At 56.3% G+C, this 20,108-nt stretch carries 17 protein-coding genes; 10 read left to right on the top strand and 7 right to left on the bottom strand.

The window, feature by feature from the left end; all coding sequences use genetic code 11:
- Nucleotides 1-59: 59 nt before the first annotated feature.
- The 6 genes from ACQZ51_RS16645 (at nucleotide 60) to ACQZ51_RS16620 (ending at nucleotide 6,365) form a co-directional block, all read left to right on the top strand.
- Nucleotides 60-1,349 (top strand): ABC transporter substrate-binding protein, encoded by a 1,290-nt coding sequence (locus tag ACQZ51_RS16645; protein ID WP_448778865.1) that lies wholly within the window; start codon nucleotides 60-62, stop codon nucleotides 1,347-1,349.
- An 81-nt stretch (nucleotides 1,350-1,430) separates the two neighbouring features.
- Entirely contained in the window at nucleotides 1,431-2,309 is an 879-nt protein-coding gene (locus ACQZ51_RS16640; protein ID WP_431768250.1) for a carbohydrate ABC transporter permease, read from the top strand.
- Entirely contained in the window at nucleotides 2,302-3,177 is an 876-nt protein-coding gene (locus tag ACQZ51_RS16635; RefSeq protein WP_042618724.1) for a carbohydrate ABC transporter permease, read from the top strand. Before ACQZ51_RS16640 ends, ACQZ51_RS16635 begins: the two co-directional genes overlap by 8 nt.
- Before the next feature lie 18 nt (nucleotides 3,178-3,195).
- Nucleotides 3,196-4,209, top strand: coding sequence for a Gfo/Idh/MocA family protein (locus ACQZ51_RS16630; protein WP_448778864.1), 1,014 nt, complete (start codon nucleotides 3,196-3,198; stop codon nucleotides 4,207-4,209).
- On the top strand, nucleotides 4,202-5,269 hold the full coding sequence (locus ACQZ51_RS16625; RefSeq protein ID WP_448778863.1) for a Gfo/Idh/MocA family protein: 1,068 nt from the start codon (nucleotides 4,202-4,204) through the stop codon (nucleotides 5,267-5,269). The genes ACQZ51_RS16630 and ACQZ51_RS16625 overlap by 8 nt, the downstream gene beginning before the upstream one ends.
- Before the next feature lie 19 nt (nucleotides 5,270-5,288).
- Complete coding sequence (locus ACQZ51_RS16620; RefSeq protein ID WP_448778861.1) at nucleotides 5,289-6,365, top strand: ABC transporter ATP-binding protein; 1,077 nt, start codon at nucleotides 5,289-5,291, stop codon at nucleotides 6,363-6,365.
- 3 nt (nucleotides 6,366-6,368) lie between these two features.
- Here the strand turns inward: ACQZ51_RS16620 and ACQZ51_RS16615 are convergent, their stop codons facing one another.
- Entirely contained in the window at nucleotides 6,369-7,481 is a 1,113-nt protein-coding gene (locus ACQZ51_RS16615) for a PLP-dependent cysteine synthase family protein (protein ID WP_448779215.1), read from the bottom strand.
- Between the two features lie 349 nt (nucleotides 7,482-7,830).
- Between ACQZ51_RS16615 and ACQZ51_RS16610 the strand changes: the two genes are divergently transcribed.
- From ACQZ51_RS16610 to arsB, 4 genes are all read left to right on the top strand, one after another.
- Nucleotides 7,831-8,184, top strand: coding sequence for an ArsR/SmtB family transcription factor (locus ACQZ51_RS16610; protein ID WP_448778860.1), 354 nt, complete (start codon nucleotides 7,831-7,833; stop codon nucleotides 8,182-8,184).
- On the top strand, nucleotides 8,181-8,708 hold the full coding sequence (locus ACQZ51_RS16605; protein WP_448778858.1) for an arsenate reductase ArsC: 528 nt from the start codon (nucleotides 8,181-8,183) through the stop codon (nucleotides 8,706-8,708). The genes ACQZ51_RS16610 and ACQZ51_RS16605 overlap by 4 nt, the downstream gene beginning before the upstream one ends.
- Nucleotides 8,705-9,139 carry an arsenate reductase (glutaredoxin) gene (gene arsC, locus ACQZ51_RS16600; RefSeq protein WP_448778856.1) on the top strand — a complete coding sequence of 145 codons (435 nt, stop codon included), beginning with the start codon at nucleotides 8,705-8,707 and terminating at the stop codon, nucleotides 9,137-9,139. The genes ACQZ51_RS16605 and arsC overlap by 4 nt, the downstream gene beginning before the upstream one ends.
- A gap of 83 nt (nucleotides 9,140-9,222) precedes the next feature.
- Complete coding sequence (arsB, locus tag ACQZ51_RS16595) at nucleotides 9,223-10,293, top strand: ACR3 family arsenite efflux transporter (RefSeq protein WP_448778854.1); 1,071 nt, start codon at nucleotides 9,223-9,225, stop codon at nucleotides 10,291-10,293.
- A 38-nt stretch (nucleotides 10,294-10,331) separates the two neighbouring features.
- Here arsB and arsH read toward each other — a convergent pair whose 3' ends face one another.
- From arsH to ACQZ51_RS16565, 6 genes are all read right to left on the bottom strand, one after another.
- On the bottom strand, nucleotides 10,332-11,039 hold the full coding sequence (gene arsH / locus ACQZ51_RS16590; RefSeq protein WP_448778853.1) for an arsenical resistance protein ArsH: 708 nt from the start codon (nucleotides 11,037-11,039) through the stop codon (nucleotides 10,332-10,334).
- A gap of 120 nt (nucleotides 11,040-11,159) precedes the next feature.
- Nucleotides 11,160-13,100 carry a methyl-accepting chemotaxis protein gene (locus ACQZ51_RS16585; protein WP_448778851.1) on the bottom strand — a complete coding sequence of 647 codons (1,941 nt, stop codon included), beginning with the start codon at nucleotides 13,098-13,100 and terminating at the stop codon, nucleotides 11,160-11,162.
- 358 nt (nucleotides 13,101-13,458) lie between these two features.
- Complete coding sequence (locus ACQZ51_RS16580; protein WP_448778850.1) at nucleotides 13,459-14,949, bottom strand: acetyl-CoA hydrolase/transferase family protein; 1,491 nt, start codon at nucleotides 14,947-14,949, stop codon at nucleotides 13,459-13,461.
- A 35-nt stretch (nucleotides 14,950-14,984) separates the two neighbouring features.
- Entirely contained in the window at nucleotides 14,985-16,010 is a 1,026-nt protein-coding gene (gene adhP, locus ACQZ51_RS16575) for an alcohol dehydrogenase AdhP (protein ID WP_448778848.1), read from the bottom strand.
- 176 nt (nucleotides 16,011-16,186) lie between these two features.
- On the bottom strand, nucleotides 16,187-17,263 hold the full coding sequence (locus tag ACQZ51_RS16570) for a catalase family protein (RefSeq protein ID WP_448778847.1): 1,077 nt from the start codon (nucleotides 17,261-17,263) through the stop codon (nucleotides 16,187-16,189).
- Between the two features lie 308 nt (nucleotides 17,264-17,571).
- Nucleotides 17,572-20,013, bottom strand: coding sequence for a methyl-accepting chemotaxis protein (locus tag ACQZ51_RS16565; protein WP_448778845.1), 2,442 nt, complete (start codon nucleotides 20,011-20,013; stop codon nucleotides 17,572-17,574).
- Nucleotides 20,014-20,108: the final 95 nt, after the last annotated feature.

The following is a 20,108-nucleotide window of genomic DNA, read 5'->3' as shown; positions in this document are numbered from 1 at the left end:
CGGCAAGCGCTGTTTATCAGCATCATTTAATTTGGCAGTCAATTAGGGAGGAGTTGCCAATGTCCATGATGATTCAAAGACGTGCGGTTTTGACCGCGGGTCTGGCCGCACTGTCGCTCGCGACAGTGGGTGGGGGATCTGCATTTGCGCAGGCGGCGCGCATTCGCCTGCTCTGGTGGGGATCACAAGAGCGTGCGGACCGCACGAACAAGGCGATAGCCGCCTTCAAACAGGTCAAACCCGATCTCGATATTGCCGGTGAGTTTGCGGGCTGGTCGGATTATTGGCCGCGCCTTGCCACGCAGGTCGCCGGCCGCAATGCGCCTGACCTCATTCAGATGGATTACCGCTATATTTTCGAATATGCGCGGCGCGGTGCTCTTGCGCCGCTCGATGAGTATCTCGGCAAGGGTTTGAAGATCGATGATTTCGGTGCGCCGAACATCGATTCAGGCCGTGTCGATGGCAAGCTTTACGGCATCAATCTCGGCGTGAATTCAAGCGCGGTATTTTTTGATGCGGCAGGCTGGGAGAAAACGGGTGCCAAGCCGCCATCAGCGGGGCAAACCTGGGAGGAGTTTGCAAAGAATGCGGTCGAGTTCGGCAAAAACAAACCGAAGCCCGGCTATTATGCCACGGCTGATGCGAGTGGCGTTGAGCCAAGCTTTGAAAACTGGCTGAGACAGAACAAGAAATCTCTTTTCAGCGAAGAGGGCGGCATTGGCTATAATGCAAAGGATGCAACGCAATGGTTTGCGATGTGGGCGGATATGCGCGAGGCCGGTGCCTGCGTTCCTGCCGATATTCAGGCGCTTGACCAGCTGAACATTGAAAGCAATCCGCTGACGACTGGCAAGGCGGCAACGGCATTTGCGCATTCCAACCAGTTCGTTGGCTATCAGACGGTCAACAAGGCGAAATTGTCTATCACATCATACCCGAAGGTTTCCAAGGATACGCCATCAGGCCACTACCTCAAACCTTCCATGTTGATGAGTGTGGCCAATGGCAGCGCTGGCATTGCGGCGGCGGTTGATTTCATCAACTTCCTCGTGGCTGTGCCTCAAGGCGTTGATATTCTGGGCGTCGAGCGTGGTGTTCCAGCCTCTGCATCCATGCGCGAGCAACTGAGCCCGAAGCTCAACGATGTCAGCAAGGCGATGGTGGAATATATCGCCGAAGTCACGCCAAATGTCGGGCCGCTGCCGCCAGCACCGCCTCCGGGCGCCGGTGAGTTTGCTTTTGTTCTCAAGCGCACCTCGGAAGAGGTCGCGTTCGGCAAGATCACGCCGGAACAGGGCGGGGAGAAGCTCGTCAAGGAAGCGGAAACCGTTATCAAGCGGAAGTAAACACTCATGACGTTCCAATCCGATACGATCCAGAGGGAGGGCCGCGCTGCGGCTCTCCCAAGGCAAGGCCGTGTGCGCAAGATGTTCGACCGCAATGTTCACGCCTATGTCTTTCTGCTGCCGTGGTTGATCGGCTTTTTCGGGCTGACGCTCGGTCCGGCGCTGGCTTCGCTCTACCTGTCTTTCACCAATTACGATCTGCTGCAATCGCCCGATTGGGTCGGTGCGGCCAACTATGTGCGGATCGCCACAGCGGACCCGAAATTTGCCGCTGCAATGACGGTGACCTTTACCTACGTCATTCTCTCCGTACCGCTGAAGCTGATTTTCGCGCTGATGGTTGCGATGGCCTTCAATCGCGGCATCAAGGGCCTGACAATGTATCGCGCGGTCTTTTACCTGCCGTCGTTGCTGGGATCGAGTGTTGCCATTGCCGTTCTGTGGCGCCAGCTGTTCGCGTCCGATGGCCTGGTCAATATGGTGCTGTGGCAGCTCTTCGGCTTTGAAGGCCCAAGCTGGATTTCAAACCCGAACTACTCCATCTACACGTTGGTCATTCTGTCTGTCTGGCAGTTCGGCTCGCCGATGATCATCTTCCTCGCCGGTCTTCGTCAGATACCGCAGGATATGTATGAGGCAGCGGATATGGATGGAGCTGGCAAGGCGCGTCAGTTCTTCCGCATAACCCTGCCGCTGCTGACGCCGGTCATCTTCTTCAATGCGGTGATCCAGACCATCGATGCCTTCAAGGCCTTCACGCCAGCCTTCATCATATCGGATGGCTCCGGTGGTCCCATCAACTCGACGCTGTTTTACACGCTCTATCTCTATCAGGAAGCCTTCGGTTTCTTCCGCATGGGCTATGCCTCCGCACTGGCGTGGATACTGGTTATCATCATTTCGCTCTTTACCGCCTTCTCGTTTCTGAGCGCGCGATATTGGGTGCATTACGATGACTGATGCCGTCTCATCATTACGTCCCGGCCAAGGGGTGAACCGTCCGCTATGGAAATCGGCGCTGCTGCACATGGTGCTGATCGCCGCATCCATTGCCATGATGTATCCGATCCTGTGGATGATATCAGGCTCGTTCCGCCCGCAGGATGAGCTGTTCGGTTCGTCGTCGCTCATTCCCTCGGCAGTGGATCTGGGCGGCTATGTCAGAGGCTGGACCGGCCTTCAGGTGTCTTTCGGAAAGTTCTTCTGGAATTCGTTCTTCATTTCGGTGCTTGCCACCATTGGCAACGTGGCGGGGTGCTCGCTGGCGGCTTTTGCCTTTGCGCGTCTCCGTTTCGGCGGTCGGAATTTTTGGTTCGCGCTGATGCTGGGCACGCTGATGTTGCCCTACCATGTGGTCCTCATTCCGCAATATATCCTGTTTTTGGAAATGGGGTGGGTGAACACGTCTCTGCCGCTGATCGTGCCGAAGTATCTGGCGACAGATGCGTTCTTCATTTTCCTGATGGTGCAGTTCTTCCGGGGTATTCCGCGCGAACTGGATGAGGCAGCGGTTATGGATGGGTGCAGCCCCTTCCGCATCTATTGGAAGATCATGCTGCCGCTCTCTTCACCTGTGTTGGCAACCGCCGCGATCTTCTCCTTCATCTGGACCTGGGATGATTTCTTCGGGCCGCTCATCTACCTCAACGATATCAACACTTACACCGTGCAGCTCGGTCTTCGCTCCTTCGTGGACAGTACCGGAAGCTCGGACTGGACGGCGCTATTTGCCATGTCGAACCTCTCGCTCGTTCCCGTTTTTCTCTTTTTCCTATTCTTCCAGCGCCTCCTGATCGAGGGCATCGCCACAACCGGCATGAAACGCTGAAACATCAAGGCTTGGATAATGAAACCCGTTCGATTTGCGACTATCGGTATCAACCACAATCACATTTTCGGTCAGACGAACTGCCTGCTTGCCGCAGGCGCAGAGCATGTCGGCTTTCACGCCATCGAGGATCATCTCGCCAAGGAATACTCGGAAGCCTTTAGCGGCGTGCCGCGCGTTGATGATAAACGCCGGTTGCTGGATGATCCCTCCATCGATCTCATCATCACCGCTGCCATTCCCGATGAGCGCGCGCCGCTTGCCATTGAAGCTATGCGCGCAGGCAAGGATGTGATGACGGACAAGCCGGGCATGGTCTCATTTGCCCAGCTGGATGAGGTCAAACGCGTACAGGCCGAGACAGGTCGCATTTTTTCGGTGCTCTATTCCGAACATTTCGAAAACCGTGCGACAGTGAAAGCGGGCGAACTGATCGCCGCTGGCGCTATCGGCAAGGTGGTCTCAACGGCCGGTTTCGGGCCGCACCGCCTGCGTGCGCCAACACGACCCGCATGGTTTTTCGAGCGCGCACGTTATGGCGGCATTCTGGTGGATATTGCCTCGCACCAGTGCGAGCAGTTCCTGTTTTTCACCAATTCCATGACGGCGGACATTCTCTCGGCAAAGGTCTCAAACCGCGCCAACCCGCAATGGCCGGGATTGCAGGATAGCGGAGATATTCATCTTTGCACCGATGATGCCGACGGTTTTATCCGCGTCGACTGGTTCACGCCGGATGGTCTGCCCAGCTGGGGAGACGGGCGGCTTTTCATCACGGGTACGGAAGGCGCTATCGAGATACGCAAGAATGTCGATATTGCCGGGCGCGAGGGCGGCGATCACCTCTTCCTCACAGACAAGGCAGGCGTGACACATATCGATTGCGCCGATGTGCCATTGCCTTACGGGCCACAGCTTCTATCCGATATTCGCAACCGCACCGAAACCGCCATGCCGCAGGCCCGCTGCTTCGCGGCCATGGAAATTGCACTGAAAGCGCAGCAGATTGCGGAGGGCCACAAGCATGGCTAAGCGGTATAAAGTCTGCATCATCGGTTGCGGCATCGGTCGATCCCATATCGCCGAGGGCTATGCCATGCACCCGGATAAATATGAGGTTACTGTCCTTTGCGATCTGGATGAGGCGCGGCTGAATGCGGTGGCGGATGAGTTCAATGTAGTCGGTCGCACAACGTCCTCGGATGAGCTGATGGCCATGCCGGATATCGACATCATCGATATCTGCACGCCGCCCGCCATCCACACCAAGCTTGTTCTTCAGGCGCTTGCCTGCGGCAAAAATGTCGTTTGCGAAAAGCCGTTGACCGGCTCACTTGCAGAACTGGACGAGGTTGTGGCGGCAGAGAAGAGCGCCAAAGGCATGTTGATGCCTATCTACCAGTATCGATATGGCGATGGCGTTCAACAGGCGCGGCGCATCATTGAAAGCGGTCTGGCGGGCAAGCCCTACGTCGGTACCGCAGAAACCCTGTGGAACCGGGGTGCTGATTATTATGACAACCCATGGCGCGGGCGTTGGGCAACGGAATTGGGCGGCGTGTTGATGACACACGCCATCCATCTCCACGATATGCTGACCTATCTCATGGGCCCGGTTGACCGTGTGTTTGCCCGCGCGGCGACCCGCGTCAACGCAATAGAGGTTGAGGATTGCGTATCCGCCAGCCTGTTGATGAAGAACGGTGCGCTGGTATCGCTAACGACAACGCTCGGCTCCCAAGAGGAAATCAGCCGTTTGCGTCTGGCCTACGAACATGTGACGTTTGAGAGCAACCACTCGGCCTATTCACCGGGTGACGGTCCCTGGCGGATCATTCCCGCCAATGAGGAGGTCGGGGCCAAGATCGAGGCTCTGATAAGCGACCTGCCGCCCGTTGGCCGCCGGTTCGATGGGCAGATGGCCGCTTTCTACGAAAGCCTGGAAAAGGGCGAAAAGCCGCCGGTGACAACTGATGATGCGCGTGGTTCGCTGGAGCTGATCGCAGCGATCTATCACTCCAATGACACCAATTCTGACGTTGCCCTGCCGATCACAAAGGGCCACCCGAAATACATCAGCTGGCGACCTTAGGTCTGTCGGGAGGAATGATATGGCAAGCAGCATCACACTTGAAAAAATCGTCAAACGCTTTGGCGCTTTCCCTGTCGTGCACGGCATCGACCTTCAGATAGAGCCTGGCGAGTTCACGGTTTTCGTCGGCCCGTCCGGTTGCGGAAAATCGACATTGTTGCGGATGATCGCTGGACTGGAGGAAATATCCGAAGGCGATCTCAGCATTGATGGGGAGCGCGTCAATGAGACCGCCGCTTCCAAGCGTGGCATCGCCATGGTGTTTCAGTCCTATGCGCTCTACCCGCATATGAGCGTTTACAAGAACCTCGCTTTCGGATTGGAAACGGCGGGCTACAAGAAGCCTGAGATCGAGGCGCGGGTGAAAAAGGCAGCGGATATTCTGCAAATCAACCCGTTGCTGCAGCGCAAGCCCAAGGCCCTGTCGGGCGGGCAGCGCCAGCGCGTTGCCATTGGCCGCGCCATTGTGCGCGAGCCGAAGATCTTCCTGTTCGACGAACCCTTGTCCAACCTGGATGCGGAGCTGCGCGTTCAGATGCGTGTCGAAATCGCCAAGCTTCACCAGACGCTTGGCAGCACCATGATCTATGTGACGCATGATCAGGTGGAGGCCATGACCATGGCCGACAAGATCGTTGTGTTGAAAGAAGGCCGCATCATGCAGGTCGGGCGGCCGCTCGATCTTTATAACCATCCTGCAAACCAGTTCGTTGCCGGCTTTATCGGCTCGCCGAAGATGAATTTTCTGGCAGCGAAAATGGTCGCATCGGACACCTCACGCCGCACGGTCGAGATCGCCGGACAGCAGATTACGCTTGATCGCCCGCTGGAGGCGGCAGATGGCGAAGCCCTGACGCTTGGTATCCGCCCAGAACATATTCAGGCGCAGGAGCAATCCGCGAGCCTCGGGCAGGGGAGCATCCAGCTCGTGGAGCATCTGGGTGGTTCAACGGTACTCTACACAACCACGGCAGATGGGCAGCCGGTGACAGTCTTGCTGGAAGGGCAGAAGCAGTTGCGCATGGGGCAAACCGTTCCGCTCTCCTTCAGTCTGGCCAATGCCCATGTTTTCGGTGCGGATGGTCGCAGGGTCTAGGCCTCAAGGCTTGGCGGCATTTGCGATGATGCCAGCCTCGAAGCCTTTGAACTCACCGCTGTCGATGAAGGTTTCCAGAATGTCGCGATAGGGCGTGATGTCGATCTCGTTTTTCGCCAGCCATTCGGGATTGTAATAGGTGGCCGCGTAGCGGTCACCACTGTCGCAGATCAGCGATACCAGTGAGCCTTCTCGGCCTTCTTTCATCATCGCCGCTGCAATCCAGCAGGTGCCAAAGAAATTGGTGCCGGTCGAGCCACCGACGCGGCGAAACAGCCGGTCCGACAGCACGTGCATGGCGGCGATGGAGGCGGCGTCCGGTATCTTGATCATGTGGTCAATGACGCCGGGAATGAAGGACGGTTCCACACGGGGGCGTCCAACACCTTCGATGCGCGATGGCGTTGAGCAGGTCACGTCACGGTTGCCGGACATATAGGATGCGTAGAATGCAGAATGTTCCACATCGACAACGCACAGGCGCGTGCGCAGATTGCGGTAGCGAATGAAACGGCCAATCGTGGCCGAAGTGCCGCCCGTTCCCGCATTCACCACCACCCATGCAGGCTCCGGGTGCTCTTCGCTTTTCATCTGCTCAAAAATGGAATCGGCAATATTGTTGTTGCCGCGCCAGTCGGTCGCTCTTTCGGCATTGGTAAACTGATCGAGATAATGCCCGCCCGTCTCGGCGGCCAGCGTTTCGGCCACTGTATAAACTTCCGATGGTTTGTCTACGAAGTGGCACTTCCCGCCAAAACGTTGGATAGCCTCGACCTTCTGCGGACTTGTCGAGTGCGGCATGACAGCGATGAACGGCAGATCCAGAAGATGCGCAAAATAAGCCTCGCTGACAGCGGTAGAGCCTGAAGAAGCCTCGACCAGCGTCGTTCCCTGCGCAATCTTTCCATTGCAAATGCCGTAAAGAAAGAGCGAGCGCGCCAGGCGGTGCTTCAGGCTGCCTGTCGGATGCGTGGACTCGTCCTTCAGATAGATCGAGATGCCGCGCAGGCCCTTGAAAGCAGGCTTGACGAGGTGTGTATCTGCCGAGCGACGCCCATCGCCCTCAAGAATGCCAATGGCACGACGTGCCCAGTCGCGGTTCTCGCAGGCTGGCAATGGCGTGAGGGGCGGAGCGGATAGGCACTGCGGCGTCGGCCCATCATTCACTTGAGAAATCTCTTGGTGCTGGACTGTATGGGTATCACTGATCTGATGAATGCCTGCCACGTTGTTTTATCTCTTTAATAGTTGAAAATCAGAATTGATTTCTAAATAATACTATTAGCGTAGAATGTCATGCGCATAAAGCTAAAATATTTAGAACGGGAGGCGCGTCTCGCTGGCCTTGCTGATGGTGCGCAATGTGGCATCGGCATGAAGAATGTCCTCGTATTGCATCTTCGCTATTTCGAGGCCCACTCACCCTGACGGTTGACTTAATCCATAATTCCAATAATCTGGATATATGGATCAGGAATACGCTATACTCACCCTCGCAGCGCTTGCTCAGCCGACCCGGCTCGAGACATTTCGCCTTCTCGTTGCCCATGAACCGGAAGGCATGGCTGCCGGGGATATTGCCCGTGCTCTCGCCGTTCCACAAAACACAATGTCAGCCCATCTCAACATATTGTCACGGGCCGGTCTCGTGTCATCGCAGCGTAAAAGTCGCGTCATAGTTTATCGCGCGGAGATGGAAACGTTGCGGACGCTGACTTTGTTTCTTCTGAAAGATTGCTGCGGCGGAAATGCAGAACTTTGCGCACCATTGATTGCTGAATTGACCCCATGCTGCCCCAAGGAAAAGGTGCCTTCATGACTGATAAAACGTTCAATGTTCTGTTTCTGTGCACGGGGAATTCCGCGCGTTCCATTCTGGCAGAAAGTGTCCTGAGAAAGGACGGAGCGGGTAAATTCAATTCCCACTCTGCCGGCAGCCAGCCCAAGGGCGAGGTGAACCCTGTCGCACTCGAAGTGCTTGCAGGCCATAAATATCCAACAGACGGCCTCCATTCCAAAAGTTGGGACGAACTCGCCGTTGCTGGCGCCCCGCAGTTCGATTTTATTTTCACGGTCTGCGACAATGCGGCTGGCGAATCCTGCCCTGTCTGGCCGGGACAGCCAATGACCGCCCATTGGGGTATCGAAGATCCAGCATCCGTTGAAGGCACCGACGCTGAAAAGCGCATCGCGTTTACGACAGCACTTCGCTACATGAAGCTTCGTATTGCAGCTTTTGCAGCCCTTCCGCTGGAAAGCCTTGAAAAGATGAGCCTCTCCACAAAGTTGAATGAAATCGGGCAGCTTGAAGGCTCGACCAGCAAAAGGCCTGATGTTGTATGAGCCATTCCATCGATATCGTTATCTACCACAACCCGCATTGCGGAACGTCGCGCAATACCCTGGCGATGATCCGCAATGCGGGCATTGAGCCCCATGTCATCGAGTATCTCAAGACGCCGCCGTCCCGCGAACTTTTGGAACAGTTGATTGCCCGCATGGGCATCTCTGCCCGCGAGCTGCTGCGCGAAAAGGGAACGCCATATCAAGAGTTGGGCCTTGAAGATCAGGCTTTGTCGGATGCGCAGCTGGTTGATGCCATGATGGAGCACCCCATCCTCATCAATCGCCCTATCGTTGTCACGCCTGTTGGTGTCAAGCTTTGCCGTCCTTCTGAGGCTGTGCTGGATATTTTGCCGGTTGAGCAGAGGGCGGCTTTTACCAAGGAAGACGGCGAAGTCGTTGTGGATGATGCGGGCTGCCGCGTCATCTGACCTGAACCTGCAAATCCTCATTCCTATCACCCCGGTCTTCGCCCAAGGCCGGGGAAAGTGTTTCTTTGCCAAGGAGAACGCAAATGCGTCCCGCAGAACCAATCTTACGCCTGTCCTTCCTCGATCGGTACCTCACGGTCTGGATTTTTGCCGCCATGGGGCTTGGCGTGTTGCTCGGCTCTGTTTTTACTAGACTGCCAGCGGCGCTTGAGAGCTTGTCTGTCGGCACAACCAACATTCCGATTGCCATCGGCCTCATCCTGATGATGTATCCGCCGCTGGCAAAAGTCCGGTTCGAGGAACTGCCGCAGGTCTTTGCCGATAAGCGCGTTTTGATGATTTCGCTGCTGCAAAACTGGATCATCGGCCCCGTGCTGATGTTTGTGCTGGCGATCATTTTTCTGCGGGATTACCCGGAATATATGACCGGCCTCATCCTTATCGGCCTTGCGCGCTGCATTGCCATGGTTCTGGTCTGGAACCAGCTTGCCAAGGGCGATAACCAGTATGTCGCGGGCCTCGTTGCGTTCAACTCCATCTTCCAGATTCTGTTTTTCAGCGTCTATGCCTGGTTTTTCCTGAGCTTTCTGCCGCCACTGTTTGGATTGGAAGGAAGCGTTATTGACGTTTCATTCTGGACAATTGCGGAAGCGGTGCTGATCTATCTCGGCATTCCGTTTCTCGCGGGCTATCTCTCACGCCGTGTTCTGACCGCCACCAAGGGACGTGACTGGTACGAGACTGTCTTCCTGCCGAAAATCAGCCCGCTCACACTCGCCGCACTGCTGTTTACCATTGTCGCCATGTTCAGCCTCAAGGGCGGGGACGTGGTGCGCCTGCCGGGTGATGTGGTGATGATCGCCATTCCGCTGACGATCTACTTCCTCATCATGTTCCTTGTCAGCTTCTGGATGGCGAAGTCCGTTGGCACCGACTATCCTCGCACCACGGCGGTCGCGTTCACGGCGGCTGGTAACAACTTCGAGCTTGCCATTGCGGTTGCCATTGCCGCCTTCGGACTGGCATCCCCGGTCGCATTTGCCGCGGTCATTGGGCCACTGGTCGAGGTTCCCGTGCTGATCTTGCTGGTGCAGATGGCGCTCTGGATGGGCCGCAAGTATTTTGCAAAGTCAGCCGGAAATCCGGCTGAGTAAAAAGTGTAGTGAGGCGCGGTGGCGCCGCTCGCCGCCCTTTATATTGATTTCAAATCCACGCGCTGTTCCAGCTTTGCGGCATCTTCTTTCCGCTCACTGTAACGGTCCGTCAGATAGTCGGACGCATCGCGCGTCAGCAGGGTGAACTTGACGAGTTCCTCGCAGACATCGACGACGCGATCATAGTAGGCGGATGGCTTCATGCGTCCGTCCTCGCCGAATTCCTGCCAGGCCTTTGCGACAGAAGACTGGTTTGGAATGGTAATCATGCGCATCCAGCGGCCGAGAATGCGCAACTGATTGACGGCGTTGAAGGACTGAGAGCCGCCACACACCTGCATGACCGCTAGTGTCTTGCCCTGTGTCGGGCGGACGGAGCCGGTTGTCAGCGGGAACCAGTCGATCTGCGCCTTCATGATGCCGGTCATTGCGCCGTGGCGTTCGGGGCTGACCCAGAGATGGCCCTCGGACCATAAAGACAGCTCCCGCAATTCTTGAACCTTAGCGTCGGTGTCAGGCGCACCATCGGGAAGGGGAAGCCCTTCGGGGTTGAAGATCCTGACCTCGCAGCCGAAATGTTCGAGCAGGCGTGCGGATTCTTCGGCCAGCAGACGGCTGAACGAGACCTTACGCAGTGATCCATACAGAATGAGAATGCGTGGCTTGTGTTGTGAGAAGGCTGGCCGAAGGGCATCCAGATCCGGCTGGCGGATGAAATCGAGTGAGGCTTCGGGAATATCGGCCATGTAAGCTCCGTTGACATCGTGATGGGTTAGGCCCGTCTCAAGATGCTGAGGGATAACAAAAAACGGGACCGGTTGAAACCGGTCCCGCTGTTTTAAGGGTTCAAATGCTGGAAGCGAGTATCAAAACTCCTCCCAGCTTTCGGCTGCAGCTGCACCGCCACCGCCGAGGCCGACTGCACCGGCCACCTTGGCCATCATGCGGCGCGCTGGCGATGCCACAGGCTTGTGGTCAGCTTTCGCAGCAACCGGTCTGCCCTGTGCGACAGGACCGTCCGAGCCGACGCGGAAGCCCGCAATGATTTCCCGCAGCCTTTGAACTTCGCTGGCGAGCGTTGCGCTAGCGGCTGTGGATTCTTCCACCATGGCTGCGTTTTGCTGGGTGACCTGGTCCATCTGGTTGACGGCGGTATTGACCTCATGCAGACCAACCGACTGCTCCTTGGCAGAGGTCGCGATAGCGTCCAGCTGGGTGTTGATGGTGACAACCTGTTCTTCGATCACCTTCAATGCCAGACCGGTTTCCTGAACCAGCTTCACGCCGGTGCTGACCTCTTCGCTGGAGTTGCGGATCAGTTCCTTGATTTCCTTGGCTGCCTGGGCAGAACGTTGCGCAAGTTCACGCACTTCCTGCGCAACAACCGCAAAGCCCTTACCGGCTTCACCGGCACGTGCAGCTTCCACGCCCGCATTCAGAGCCAGCAGATTGGTCTGGAACGCGATCTCGTCAATTACACCGATGATGTTGGAGATCTGGTTCGAAGACTGTTCGATGCGCTGCATCGCGGTTACGGCGTTCGATACAACTTCACCAGAGCGGCTCGCCGATTTGTTGGCTTCGATGGCGACATGGCGGGCTTCCTGCGTGCGCTGGGAAGAATTCGCCACATTGGTGGTGATCTGATCCAGTGCAGCAGCGGTTTCTTCCAGAGATGCTGCCTGCTGTTCCGTGCGCTTGGAAAGGTCTTCAGCGCTGCGGCTGATTTCGCGCGCGCCGCTGTCGATAGAGCCGGTGGCCTGGGAAACAGACCGCAAGCTATCGGCAAGCTGACCGACGGCATCGTTGAAGTCAGACCGCAGCGTTTCGAAGTCACTGGCAAAAGGCTCGCTCAGGCGGAATGTCAGGTCGCCGCTGGAGAGGTGCTTCAGGCCTTCACCAAGACCGGAAGTTGCCTGTGCCATCTGCTGTGCGCGCTGACGATCAACCTCGGCAACCCGGGCACGTTCCGCTTCACTGGCGCTGCGACCAGAAGCGGCCTCTTGCTCAAGCTGCAAAGCACGCAAGCCATTGTCTTTGAAGATCTGTACGGCCTTGGCCATGGTGCCGACTTCATCGCGGCGATCTGTACCCTCGACGGTGGGGGAAAAGTCACCATTGGCAAGCACACCCATGGTGGTGACCATGTTCTGGATAGGCTTGACCAGCCATGCACGGATGGCAACGAAGCCGAGTACCAGTACAGCGACCATACCCAGAACAACGGCACCCAACGTGACGACGAAGGTTTGATGCGAGGCGTCGGTCAGCTCGCTGCTTTGTTTGTCTGACGAGTCAACGATAACATTCGTTAGCTCAGTAAAACGGAGCGAAATGGTTGAGAAGCTCTGTTCACACGCAAGAGAGCCTTTCTGCGAAGCCTCGACCTCCTGCTCGGTCGTTGCTGCGGCGCCAGCAGCGATGGATGGTCCGCAAACATCCCGGAATAGTTTCAACACGTCCGACTTGATGAGCGGCAGTTCTGCTTTCTCCGGAAGCGCTGCTATGGCCGTATCCATGGATTTGACGAAGCTCGCTTCGGCGTCCTTCAGATTCTTCTGGGCGGTGGTGTTGTGATCCGGTGTCCGTGACAGCAACAATTCGGCGAACGAGGCGCGAAATGCCTGCAGGGCACGGTTGGCACGCGCCATGTACAGCGCTGATCTTGATTCACTTGCCAGTAGTTCGTTGTAGCTTGCGTCGATCTTCTTGATCTGCTGGCCAGAATAGAATGCCATTCCCAGAGAGAACAAGCCGAATGCGGCCATGATGATGAGGAACTTTCCTATGATAGAGATATGCTTCACTTGCCACTCCAGGGAATCTATTGTTGATCCTGCGTCGCCGAAAGCAAATCATTCACCAGGCCGACTATGTCCGATCTTGTCCAGGCCAAATCTATTGTTGCGCCATCATGACTGAATCGTTATGTTGGTTAATAAGAGGCCAGAGTGATTTATAATATGTGAATATTATCACGTCATTGGGCAGATATTGCTCATTCATGACCAATATTGCCAGTCTTCAGTTTCTTGATGCAGTTCCGCGCCCAGAAAAATGGTTTAAAACTGATCTTTTGTAAGACTAAACTCGACCTGCTTCCTCAGCATTAAGCAAGCAGAGGTATTGCGAGATCAGGACTCTAAGGCCGGGCACCAAAGACCATCAGGCCTGCATATTGCCTGTGGCCAGACTTCTGATGTGCCACGAAAGAGCTTCTTCCAGAAGGTGCGGCGTATGACCGCCGCGCTGTGTCGCGCGCGCCAGATAGTCTTGAAGCATATCTCGGAAGGATGGGTGCACGCAGTTGGCAATGATCACCGCCGCTCTTTCGCGGGGTGCCAATTCGCGCAAATCTGCAAGGCCGTTTTCCGTCACGATGATATCGACATCGTGTTCTGTATGATCGACATGGCTGACCATGGGAACCACGGAGGAAATTCTTCCGCCCTTGGCCAGCGACTTGGTGACGAAGATGGAAAGGTAGGCATTTCGCGCAAAATCGCCTGAGCCGCCAATGCCGTTCATCATGTGCGTGCCATTCACGTGGCTGGAGTTCACATTGCCGTAAATGTCCACCTCCAGCGCCGTGTTGATGCCGATGATGCCGAGGCGACGAATGACCTCGGGGTGATTGGAAATCTCTTGAGGGCGCAGCACGAGCTTGTGCTTATACCTGTCAAACGCTCCAAAAACGCGTTCGGCGCACTCCGCTGAAAGGGTGATGGAGGAGCCGGAGGCAAAATCGAGTTTGCCAGCATCAAACAGATCGAATGTACTGTCCTGCAAAACCTCGCTGTACATTTTGAGGCCATTGAAGGGGCTGTTCTTTAGTCCTGAAAGAACCGAGTTGGCAATTGTGCCAATGCCCGCCTGCAGCGGTTGCAGACCAAGGTTCAGGCGCCCGACGGATACCTCGTTTTCCAGAAAGCTGATGAGATGGCTGGCAATCGCCGCCGTGTCCGCATCCGGGGCTTCGACCGTGGAGAAGCTGTCCTTCTGCTCGGTGACAACGATGGCGGCAATCTTGTCTGGATCGATGGGTATATAGGGCAGGCCGACGCGACTGTTGCAGTCAAGAACAGGAATCGGCTCGCGCATGGGGCGTTTGGTCGGGATATAGACATCGTGCAACCCTTCGAGTTCGAGGGGTTGGCTCAGATTGATTTCGATAATGATCTTCCTGGCAAGAATGGCGAAGCTCGCTGAGTTGCCGATTGACGTGGAGGGCACGATGCCGCCATCCTCGGTGATCGCCGTAGCCTCGATCACCGCATAATCGATCGGGCCGAGCTGGTTTGATCTGATGTGTTCGACGGTTTCAGACAGGTGCTGATCGACGAACATCACCTCACCACGATTGATGGCAGCGCGAAGGGTCGTGTCGACTTGAAACGGCATTCTGCGGGCAAGAATCTTGGCCTCTGTCAGCATCCGGTCAATACCATGGCCCAGAGACGCACCCGTAATCAACGTGATCTGGAAAGGGTCTGTCTTTGCCCGTTCGACCATGGCGATTGGGACGGCTTTGGCGTCTCCTGCCTTGGTGAACCCGCTCATGCCGATGACCATGCCATCCTTGATGAGTGCCGCGGCAGCCTGGGGTGTTGTGATTTTATCGATCAATGATGGTCGACGGATGCGCGTCTCGATCATGTTGGCTCCATGATGATAAGGTTGGTTATTCCGGCCTATTGCAGGTCAAGCACGATCCGGCCATCAATGCCGCCTTCTTCCATGCGGGCGAAGATTGCGTTGATGTTTTCAAGCTTGTCCCAGGAGAAATGCGCCGCAACGGCACCATCACCGGCAAAGCCGAGCGCTTCCTCAAGATCCTGCCGGGTGCCAACGATCGAGCCTCGGACGGTGATCCGTTTCAGGACCGTATCGAAGATCGGCATCGCGAATTTGCCCGGTGGCAGGCCGACCAGTGCCATGGTGCCATGCGAGCGCAACGCTCCGAAAGCCTGCTCGAACGCAGTCGGAGAGACCGCCGTGACCAGAACACCATGGACGCCGCCGATTTGCTTCTGCAACTCCGCCGCGGGGTCGGTCTCCCGGGCATTGATGACGATCTCGGCGCCGAGTTTCGTGGCAAGGGCCAATTTATCGGCGTGAACATCAATTGCCGCAACATGCATGCCCATCGCCTTTGCATATTGCACTGCCATATGGCCCAGCCCACCGACGCCCGATATGGCGACCCATTCGCCCGGTTTGACTTCGGTTTCCTTCAGCCCCTTATAGACGGTTACACCTGCGCACAGGATGGGCGCTGCCGGACCCCATTCCAGACTGTCCGGCAGGCGGCCAACATAGTTTGGATCAGCGAGTGCATATTCAGCAAAACTTCCATTGACCGAATAACCAGTGTTTTGCTGAGATCCGCAAAGCGTTTCCCAACCGGTTCTGCAGTGCGGGCAATAGCCACAGGCTGTGTGCAGCCACGGCACGCCGACCCTGTCACCTTCCTTGATGCGTTTCACGTCACGCCCGACGCCAACGACGGTGCCGACGCCTTCATGGCCGGGAATGAAAGGTACGGTCGGCTTGACCGGCCAATCGCCTTTGATGGCATGGAGGTCCGTGTGGCAGACGCCGGTTGCAGCCATCTTGACCAGTATCTGGTCGGGGCGCGGTTCCGGCACCGGTATTTGCTCGATCATGAGAGGTTTGCCAAACTCGCGGAGAACGGCAGCTTTCATCAATTTTGTCATCGGCTAGCTCCTGAGGTTTATCCTCAGCTAGCACGCGCTCCAGCATGCTGGATTGATTTCAATCAAGCCTGAGAGTGGTGCGCGGAGGGGCGTTGCACGGTTCAGGCTCTGATATTTCAGGAAAAACCGGGCACCATTGCGATGAGTGGTGCCCGGCAACCGGATTTAAGCAGGAGCTATTGCTGCGGCTCGTGGATTGGGCATTTGTTGAAGCCAGCGCGAAAATTCGCTGAATGCTCATATGGAATTTTGCGGGCGCGGTTGATATTGCCGAGTGGTTGATGCGCCGCGAGCCCGGTCCAGACACTGAACCGCATCTCTTCATTGACCTTCTGCACCTGCTCGTCGCTCCAACTGTCTTGCGGAGCGGCGGTTATCGTTGCCACGGTGACGAAAGGAGCGTCATCCTGATCCCATTCCACGGTTGGATTTTCGATGGGCTGTGCCTTGACGTCGCGACAGAGCTGGACCTGAAATTCCCACTCGCCTTGTATCGTCTGCATCTCCCCTTGCACGGTCTCTCTGATCGCATCTTCACGCACGCTCGTATCGATCTCCCTGCCGGTGAGTTCGGTGAAGTCTGGAGAGACTGGCTTGAGGCTGAATTTCGCAACATACTCGCCATAGCGAAATGGCGTGACGCTGAAATAGGTCTCGCCGAGAGGATCGATGTTGGGTGCGCCGCCGAGGGACTGGACCGTTGAACTTGTGACGCCAACGGCCTCAAGCGCGTTGTTGACGGTCTGTAGAACGCTCGACATCACCGTCTTCGTTCCTTCCATCTTGTCCGTCGTCTTTGCCAGCAATTTCAGGCTTCCAAGAAATTTGTCAGCGGTCTTGGCTTGAAACACTGGCCCATTGACCATGACGAAGTCCTGCGTTCGCCCAGCCGCATCCGGCAGGCGTTCGCCGTCTACGCCCACCACCTTAATGGCAAGGCCACGGGGCAGGGCGATCGCGTCGGGAAGAATGTCGCCCGCATTTGTTGAAAGGCGCATGAACACGGTGTAGGTGCCGGGTTGAGCGAAAAGACCCTGGGCCAGCTCAGGAGGCAGTCCATCCTTGACCTGCAATGTGCCCTGAAGAATGCCATGAGCCTTGGCATGCACTGAGCGAACCGCGTGACCATAGTCATTTGCGGTGGTGTTGAGAATCTTGTCAAAGGTTTCGTTCAGACCCTGGATGGTTTCCTGCTCATCGGGCTGTATTGTTTCGAGATCGGGCGAGTAACGGATTGGCGCTGAGATCGGCATGCTGAACTCCTGTAAACGAACAGGAAAAGCTGGACTGTGCCCAATAGTTCCGTGGCAGGGCACACTCTGCGAAAGAGACTTTACAAGAGACGAAGATGGCATCCCGATTTACGAGACACCATGCAGTACACGATCCTGCGTTGGGAATGGGAAGCTTCAGCCAGTGAGGCGCTGTTACCAGAAACTCAGACGTAAGCGGCCGTCATCGCTGATGGAGGCGTAGATAGCGCAAGCGAAGATCGTGCGTTTAAGCGCAGACCATAAAAGGCCTGCGCTTTATAAGAAGCCGTTGTCATTAAAGGCCAGACTTATGCCGCGGCCCGCATCCGAGCGCCGCTTGAGCGCCTGGTCGCGAACTGGCCTACCATCTGGGCCAGCATTTCAGTTTCATGCACCAGGGTTTGCGATGCAGCTGTGGTCTCCTCGACCATGGCTGCGTTCTGTTGCGTCACCTTGTCCATCTCGTCACCAGCATTGGAAACTTCCCGTAGACTTACGGACTGTTCTCTGGCCGCCATCGCAATCTTATCGATGATGGAACTGATACCGCCGACCTGCTCACAAATGTCCTTGAGTGAGATGCCGGTTTCGTCAACTAGCTTGACGCCTGCAGCGACCTGCGTTGTCGATGTTGAAATCAATCCCTTGATTTCGCGCGCGGCATTGGCAGATCTTTGTGCAAGCTCGCGCACTTCCTGTGCAACGACGGCAAAGCCCTTGCCTGCATCCCCGGCACGCGCCGCCTCAACACCTGCATTGAGTGCAAGCAAGTTGGTCTGAAATGCGATTTCGTCGATAACGCCGATGATGTTGCCGATTTTTGCCGATGAATCCTGAATTTCGCTCATCGCGCTGATGGCGCGTTCTACAACGGCTCCGCCACCTTCCGCGTTTGTCTTGGCCAGCGCGACAGTCTTCTGGGCGTGGTCTGCGCCATCCGCAGTGCTCGTGATGCCGTTCGAGACCTCACCCAAGGCGGCAACTGTTTCTTCGAGAGAGGCGGCCTGCTGTTCTGTGCGGCGCGCAAGATCGTTGGATGCGCTCGATATTTCGGACAGGCCAGACCGGATCGTTCCGACGCTGACGATGACCGCGTCAATTGCCTCTTCCAGGGTGGAAACGGCGCTGTTGAAGTGCGTTCTGATGCGCTCGTAGCGGGAATCGACCGCTCCGATGCGCGCCGTCAGGTCACCCTTGGACAGGGCGTCCAGACCGGTGGAAATTTGCCCGAAGGCATGCTCCATCGCCTGGGCTTCCGTCACGCGCTCGGCTTCGCGTTCATGCCGCAGAATTTCCGCCTGCTGCCTTCCGCGGTCCGCCTCTGCTTCGGCATTGATGCGTGCACGGTCGTTCTGCTGAAACACCTGCAATGCGCCGATCATCTCACCGATTTCGTTGTCGGTTTTTGCAAGCTCCAGATGCGTATCCGTTTCTCCCTTTGCCAGACGCGCCATTGCCTGCGCAACCTGCACCATAGGCCGGGCCACGGAGCGGACCATAAAGAAAGCAATGGCCATCGCCAGAACGAAGCTGAACAGACCGGCGCTCCACATCCAGGACGTGCCCTGATTACCCTGGAGTTCTGATTTGGATGCAATTTCGCCTGCAATTGCGACAATACCGTCCGTGACGCTTTGTGATGTCGAAACGACCAGCGAGGCCTGCTGATCGAAGGATGCGAGGTTCGTCTTCATCGCTTCGAACGTCTGGCCCAGTTGGGCGAGACTGGCTGTCATGTCATTTCCGGAGATCTTCGCCAGCATGGCACCCAAGCCTGCTGCTTTCTTCAGATTTGCGGTGACGATGGCGTCAGCTTCAGCGGAGGGTAGGAGATGATATCGTTCGACTTGAACCAGAATATCTTTCAAGACATTGCTGAAGTTGCGTGCAGTGCCTGAAATGATACGCGCCTTGGAGCGAGCCGTATCTTTTTCGCTTTTGGCGGCCAGCTCTTTTTCTGCCGACAGCCGTAGCACCTCTTCTAGCTTCTGAGAGGTGGTTGAAATCTGCGCGAAGAGCCCGAGTTCCTGTGTCGCGGAGAGAGCTGCGCCATTGTCTTTGGAAATGGCCGCCTCAATCTCCGTGAAGGTATTTTCCAGGCTGCTGACGATGGGCTGGATGTCAGGTGTTCCGCCCAGCTTGACCACTTCCATCAAGCCAGCCTGTGCACGAGCCATCGGCTCTGCGATCTGATCGGCCGATATCGCTCCACCCTGGGCGGATGCTTTTACCAGCGCGAGTTCGACGGCATTGATACCTTCCCTGAAACTGCCAGTGTTCTGGATGAGGATACGGATCGTGTTCAGGCTAATCAGGGCGTTGTTGGAATTGGTCTCGGCCTGGTTGGCGACGTCAAGGGCGCTTTTTTCAGCCTGATCAGCCAGGGTAACCATGCTTCCGGTCGCTTCACGCAATGCGGCGCCGGCTTTCTGGACAGCATCCTGAGAGGTTGCGAGAGACCTGACGGCATTCGACATCATCGAGATGCCATTTGAAAGTTCCGCACTTTCCTCTTTTGACAATGTCAGAGAATTGAGTGTCGCTTGCGCCATCTGAAGGGCGCTGGCGGCTTGATCAATGCGCTCGGGCTCTTTGCTGATGAGATATTGGATGATGGCACCTTCAGCCTTGTTGGCGCCAATCAGGACCTTCGACGTATCCACAGTTTGAGACACGGCACCTGTCAGGCTACCAATTCCACGGATCCCGACACTTGCAACAAGCACGACCGAAACGAGCAATAAAGCCATCCCGCTCGCTGTTCTGAAACCGATTGACTTCAGCTTCTGAGATAATTTCACTTTCCAATTCCCCCCGCAGCGTAACACCGCCCACGCATTGCAAC

It is taken from the genome of Agrobacterium sp. CG674 (assembly GCF_053521645.1).
Note: the sequence above shows the minus strand (reverse complement) of the source record. Positions and strands in the feature narration are given on the sequence as shown.